This is a genomic window from Streptomyces sp. WAC04114 (assembly GCF_019733245.1).
Taxonomy (GTDB): domain Bacteria; phylum Actinomycetota; class Actinomycetes; order Streptomycetales; family Streptomycetaceae; genus Streptomyces; species Streptomyces massasporeus_A.
The window spans coordinates 1-5,425 of record NZ_JAIGQA010000294.1 but is presented as its reverse complement, the minus strand read 5'-3'; the positions used below and the strand labels follow the sequence as shown (position 1 = coordinate 5,425).

The 5,425-nt window shown below is 71.9% G+C and carries 3 protein-coding genes and 1 pseudogene; 2 read left to right on the top strand and 2 right to left on the bottom strand.

Features of this window, described 5'->3' with window-relative positions:
* Positions 1 to 225: pseudogene (locus K4G64_RS38120) on the bottom strand (DUF3533 domain-containing protein); the annotation flags it as partial.
* A gap of 112 nt (positions 226 to 337) precedes the next feature.
* Here K4G64_RS38120 and dnaE point away from each other — a divergent pair.
* A complete protein-coding gene (gene dnaE, locus K4G64_RS38115) occupies positions 338 to 4,252 on the top strand; it encodes a DNA polymerase III subunit alpha (RefSeq protein ID WP_221760441.1) in 3,915 nt (1,304 codons plus the stop codon).
* A gap of 16 nt (positions 4,253 to 4,268) precedes the next feature.
* Here dnaE and K4G64_RS38110 read toward each other — a convergent pair whose 3' ends face one another.
* Entirely contained in the window at positions 4,269 to 4,643 is a 375-nt protein-coding gene (locus tag K4G64_RS38110; RefSeq protein WP_221760440.1) for a cupin domain-containing protein, read from the bottom strand.
* Positions 4,644 to 4,722: 79 nt separating this feature from the next.
* On the opposite strand from K4G64_RS38110, the gene K4G64_RS38105 reads away from it, so the two are divergent.
* Positions 4,723 to 5,169, top strand: a complete 447-nt coding sequence (locus K4G64_RS38105; protein WP_221760439.1) for a MarR family winged helix-turn-helix transcriptional regulator — start codon at positions 4,723 to 4,725, stop codon at positions 5,167 to 5,169.
* The last annotated feature ends 256 nt before the right edge of the window (positions 5,170 to 5,425 follow it).

Sequence of the window (5,425 nt, the reverse complement as noted above, 5' to 3'; positions counted from 1 at the left end):
GTCCAGGGGGGAGCCGGGGAGGCGTTCGAGTCGGGTGATCGCCTGTGTGGCCGCCGTCTGGGGGGCGACCAGGCCGAAGGGCACGTCCTTGGGTTTCGGGTCGTGCAGCGCTCCCACGTACGAGGCGATGAACAGCAGCTGTAGCGCGATCACACCGACGATGAGCAGGGTGGCCCGCGGGGTGACGGCGTCTCTCACCTCGGCGAGGAACGAGCTGTGCGGCATGGCTCCACGGTCGGGGTGTTCGGGGTGTTTCCGCAGGTGGGGCGGGGCCGAACGGATGTCGCACATACATTCGAGGATGGGGGTATGGTGGGGGTGAGGTCGTTGGGAACAGATGTTCGAGAGCTGGTGTGGCTCACGAGTACGGGAGGTGCGTGTGCCGGGGTTCACGCATCTGCACACCGTCTCCGGATTCTCGTTGCGCTATGGAGCCTCGCACCCGGAGCGGCTGGCCGAGCGTGCCTCCGAGCGGGGCATGGACGCCCTGGCCCTGACCGATCGCGACACGCTCGCCGGTGCGGTCCGGTTCTCGAAGGCCTGCGGGAAGGCGGGGGTCCGGCCGCTGTTCGGGGTCGATCTGGCGGTGGCGGGTACGGAGCCCAGGGTCGAGCGGCGGCGGCGGACCCCGGTGCGGGGTGGTGCCTTTGTCGACGAGTCGGCTCCCCGCGTGACCTTTCTCGCCCGGGACGGTGCCCGGGGGTGGGGGGAGCTGTGCCGGCTCGTCTCGGCTGCCCATGAGGGGGAGGGGCCACCCCTGCTGCCCTGGGGGCGCAATCATGCCGAGGGGCTGACCGTGCTGCTCGGGCCCGCGTCGGACGTCGGGCGCGCCCTGGCCGCGGGGCGGCCCGACCGGGCGGCGCGGCTGCTCGTGCCCTGGCGGGAGGTCTACGGCGACGACCTGCGTCTGGAGGCCGTCTGGCACGGCCGGGAGGGTACGGGGCCGGGGTCGCTGCGGCTGGCCGCCCGTACCGTCGGGTTCGCCGCCGAGCAGCGCATCCGGCCCGTGCTCACCAACGCGGTGCGGTACGCCGACCCGGGGCTCGGGCCGGTCGCCGACGTGCTGGACGCCGCCCGGCGGCTGGTGCCCATCGACCCGGCCAAGGGGCTGGACTCCGGGGCGGCCTGGCTCAAGGGCGCCGGGGACATGGCCGGTGTGGCGGAGCGGATCGTGGAGGCCGCGGGGTTCCGGCGGGAGACGGCTCACCGGCTGGTGGAGCAGACCCAGGCCACGGCCGCCGAGTGCCTGGTCGACCCCGAGGACGATCTCGGGATCGGCACCGTCCACTTTCCCGAGCCGCATCTGGTCGGCGCGGGGCACCGCACCGCCCAGCGGACCCTGGCCTCGCGGGCGGCGGCCGGGATGGTGCTGCGCGGGTACGACCGGCGGCGGGAGTACTGGGAGCGGATGCACCACGAGCTGGACATCATCGCCCACCACGGGTTCGCCTCCTACTTCCTGACCGTCTCCCAGGTGGTGGAGGACGTACGGATGATGGGCGTCCGGGTCGCCGCCCGCGGGTCCGGGGCCGGGTCGCTGGTCAACCATCTGCTCGGTATCGCGCACGCCGATCCGGTCGAGCACCGACTGCTGATGGAACGCTTCCTGTCGAAGGAGCGGGTCGTGCTGCCCGACATCGACATCGACGTGGAGTCCGCGCGCCGGCTGGAGGTCTACCGCGCGATCATCGACCGGTTCGGCACCGAGCGGGTCGCGACCGTCGCGATGCCGGAGACGTATCGCGTGCGGCACGCGATACGTGATGTGGGGGCTGCTCTGTCGATGGACCCGGCCGAGATCGACCGGGTCGCCAAGTCCTTTCCCCATATCCGGGCGAGGGATGCCCGTGCGGCACTGGAGGAGCTGCCCGAGCTGCGCGCTCTGGCCGGGGAGAAGGAGAAGTACGGGAGGCTGTGGGAGCTGGTCGAGGCGCTGGACGCCCTGCCGCGCGGGGTGGCCATGCATCCGTGCGGGGTGCTGCTGTCGGATGCCTCGCTGCTCGCGCGTACGCCGGTCATGCCGACCAGTGGCGAGGGCTTTCCGATGTCGCAGTTCGACAAGGACGACGTCGAGGACCTCGGGCTGCTGAAGCTCGACGTGCTGGGTGTGCGGATGCAGTCGGCCATGGCGCACGCGGTGGGTGAGGTGGAGCGGGTGTCCGGGGTGCGGGTCGATCTGGACGCCCTGCCGCCGGGGGATCCGCAGACGTACCGGTTGGTCCAGTCCACCGAGACGCTCGGGTGCTTCCAGATCGAGTCGCCCGGTCAGCGGGATCTGGTCGGGCGGCTCCAGCCGGCCACGTTCCACGACCTCGTCGTCGACATCTCGCTGTTCCGGCCCGGGCCGGTCGCCGCCGACATGGTGCGGCCGTTCATCGAGGCACGGCACGGGCGGGCGCCGATCCGTTATCCGCACCCTGATCTGGAGGAGCCGCTGCGGGACACGTACGGGGTGGTCGTCTTCCACGAGCAGATCATCGACATCGTCGACATCATGACCGGCTGCGGGCGCGGCGAGGCGGACCGGGTGCGGCGCGGGCTGTCGGACGCGGAGTCGCAGGCGCGGATCAAGGTGTGGTTCGCGCAGCACGCGGCGGCCCGGGGGTATGACGCGGAAACGATTCAGCGGACCTGGGAGATCGTCGAGGCCTTCGGCAGTTACGGCTTCTGCAAGGCGCACGCGGTTGCCTTCGCCGTGCCGACGTACCAGTCGGCGTGGCTGAAAACGCATCATCCGGCCGCCTTCTACGCGGGGCTGCTCACGCACGATCCCGGGATGTACCCGAAGCGGCTGCTGCTGGCGGACGCGCGGCGGCGGGGGGTGCCGGTGCTGCCGTTGGACGTGAACGCGTCGGGGGTCGCACACCGTATCGAACTGGTGTCCGGTAAATGGGGGCTGAGGCTGGCCCTCTCCGATGTCCACGGCATCAGTGAGGCCGAGGCGGCGCGGATCGCCGAGGGGCAGCCCTACGACTCACTGGTCGACTTCTGGGAGCGGGGCCGGCCCAGCCGTCCACTGGCCCAGCGGCTCGCGCAGGTGGGAGCGCTGGACGCGTTCGGCGCCAACCGCCGCGATCTGCAACTGCATCTGACCGAGCTGCACCGGGGCGCCCGCGCCGACGGGTTCCGCGGCCAAGGATCCGATGGAGCAGCGGAAGATCCGCATGTCCACGGGGTACGAGATGCACCCCTGGGCCGATCTGCGTCCGGCGGGCGAAGGACCCGCGAACACAAGGAAGTTGTGGCACCAGAGTCCGGGGAGTGCGGGATGACCATCCTCTGCGTACGTTTCCAGCTGCCTCCGACGAGCGAGGCGGATCTGCCCCATCTGCTCGGGATGCTCGAGGAGTTCACCCCCGTCGTCCAGGCCCTGCCACCGGACGGTGCGCTGGCCGACCTGCGCGGCGCCGAGCGGTACTTCCGGCGCGACGCCGTCGAACTGGCCTCGGTGATCCGGGTGCGGTCGCTCGCGCTGCACGGCGTCGACTGCGTGATCGGGGCCGGGCCCGGGCCGATGCTGGCCCGGATGGCGCTGAGCGACGCGGCCCCCGGGGTGACGCGTACGGTGCCCGACGAGCCGGACGCCATCGCGGAGTTCCTCGCGGACAAGCCCGTCGCCGCGCTGCCCGGCGTGGGCACCGCGACCGCCCGCACGCTGGGCGACTACGGCCTCGACACCCTCGGCCGGGTCGCCGCCGCGCCGCTGTCCACACTGCAACGGCTGATCGGCGCGAAACCCGGCCGTGACCTGCGCGAGAAGGCGAACGGCGTCGACCGCGGCCGGGTCGTGCCGAACGCCGTCTCCCGGTCCCTCGCGACGGAACGCCCCTTCGGGCGCGACGAGCTGGACCCGGAGCGGCACCGCCGGGCGCTGCTGTCGGCCGCCGAGGAGATCGGCGCCCGGCTGCGCGCCCTGGAGAAGGTCTGCCGCACGCTCACCCTCACCGTGCGCTACGCCGACCGGTCCGCCACCACCCGCAGCCGCACCCTGGCCGAACCGACCGCGCACTCCCCGGCGCTGACCAGGGCCGCGTACGGCATGTACGAGGCGCTCGGGCTGCAGCGGGCCCGGGTGCGGGCCGTCGCCCTGCGCGCCGAGGGGCTCGACCCCGCCGATCGGGCCTCCCACCAGCTGACCTTCGATCCGGTGGACGAGAAGGTCCGCCGTATCGAGGAGGTCGCGGACCAGGCGCGCGCGAAGTTCGGGCCGCGGGCGGTGATGCCCGGGGGACTAGGGGGGCGGGCGGCGTAGCTCCCTGCCCGTGACGTCAGTTGGCCCATGGCGGCACGATGCGGGTGCCGTCGGCCAGCCGCGCCTCCAGGCCGATGGAAGTGGTGACCCAGGAGTACGCGGTCCTGTTGGTCGGGTTCTCGACGGTCAGGGTGGCGCCGGGGTTGATGATCACCGTGTCGCCCGCGGCGATCCGCTCGGTGTGGCCGTCGAGGGTGATCAGCAGCTCGCCGTCGAGCAGATGGAAGATCTCCTCCCGGCTGACCGTGTGCGCGGGCGCCTTGAGGCCGGCCGGGATCTCACCGCGCCAGGCGCACAGCTCCTTGCTGCCGCTGCCCGGGGTGGCGTACGAGACGAAACGGGCGCCGTGGATCTCGTGGACGACGGCTTCGGACGATCGGACGATGGGCACGATACCTCCAAGTGGTCAAGTAGCTTGACCATATAGTCAAGCCGCTTGACCGTCACGTCAAGGGTGTTTCAATGCATGCGTGCAGAACTCCGAGGCCATGGCCCTGTCCGCCGCCCTGCTCGCCGTCGCCGGCGGGCTCACCCAGCGCATCCACGAGGGCGTGCTCGCCCGCGGCTTCGAAGGGGTGCGGCCCGCGCACGGTTTCGCCTTCGCCCGGCTCGCCCCGGACGGCGCCACGGCCACCGACCTCGCCGCCCATCTGGGCGTGACCAAGCAGGCCGCGAGCCAGCTCGTCGACGAGATGGTGCGCAAGGGGTACGCCGAGCGGCGGCCGCATCCCGAGGACGCGCGGGCGCGGCTGATCGTGCTGACCGAGCGGGGGTGGGCCTGCACCCGGGCCGCGGAGGAGGCGGCAGCGGAAGCCGTGCGCGAGTGGGGGGATCTGCTGGGGGAGCGGGAAGTGTGCGCGCTGGGGCGGCAGTTGCTGCGCATCGCACCGCACGGGCCCATCCGGCCCGCCTGGTGAAGGCGTGTAGGCCGGGGTCTCGCGCGCCGGTTATCGCTGCAAGTTTTACTGACGCGTAACTTCCCAGTTTGACTACTCGCCCGTAACTTGACGAGTGAACAGCATCCTCGTGATCCGGATCACAGGGCCCCGTCCCGTCGCATCCCCCTTGAGCCGCAAGGAGATCACCCGATGCTGCCCTGGAAGCGAGTGCTCAGACCCCTGTCCGCGCTGCTGCTGACCGCCGCCGCCCTCACCGTCCCCGCCACCACCGCCC

What these genes read in the sequence shown, in the direction of transcription:
- dnaE (WP_221760441.1), top strand. Translation starts at nt 338, where the DNA reads ATGTTCGAGAGCTGGTGTGGCTCACGAGTACGGGAGGTGCGTGTGCCG.